Here is a 668-nt window from a genome sequence, read left to right as displayed (position 1 = left end):
GTAAAACGTGTTGCTGAGTTTTGGGCATCAATATCGCGTACAGGACAGTCGCTGTAATAAAGGTCAAGGTCGCATACCAATTGACCCAGCTGCCGCCCAGATTCATAAGCACGATTCCGACGATTGAGGCTGCTATCCAAGCGACCAATCCTGACTTATCAAATGCTGGCAAGCGCTGCGGATCAATGATGGGAACCGCGCCAAAGATGTCTTTTCGTTTAGGATAAAGAATATGGGTGAGGGCAATCGCCACCCAAGCCACCACAAATACACCTTGATAGGCAAGCGCTTGTAACAGATAAGCAAATACATCGAGTAGCATCAGAACGAAAATAAAAGTACCAATTAATAAAGCGCCAACAAATTTTGGAATTTGAATATTGATGGTATCTTTGAGGAATGCTTGCAGATTGGTTGTCGCCAATAAGTAGTTGGCAGTATTAATACGAGTTTGTGTAACGACGACAAAGATAAGACCGAACACACCCATCAATTTTACCAGTCCTAAAGTGATGGACACCTCGGATAATGCGCCTTCTAAGGGGATAGTGCTCACTAAATAAATCCCCGCCAGTCCGCTCAAGAAAAAAGCGACTAGATAGAAGGGGATGCCGAAATTAAACCAAGATAAGAATTTGCTGTCTTCTTGCTTGCCATAACGCGCATAA

Annotated in this window: 1 protein-coding gene; it reads right to left on the bottom strand. The window is 43.9% G+C overall.

Features of this window, described 5'->3' with window-relative positions; genetic code table 11:
- Positions 1-668, bottom strand: a 668-nt coding sequence (locus ACS8FD_RS21235; protein WP_439277325.1) for a hypothetical protein, incomplete at both ends; no start/stop codon positions are given.

Source organism: Psychrobacter sp. 1U2 (genome assembly GCF_051847575.1).
Note: the sequence above shows the minus strand (reverse complement) of the source record. Positions and strands in the feature narration are given on the sequence as shown.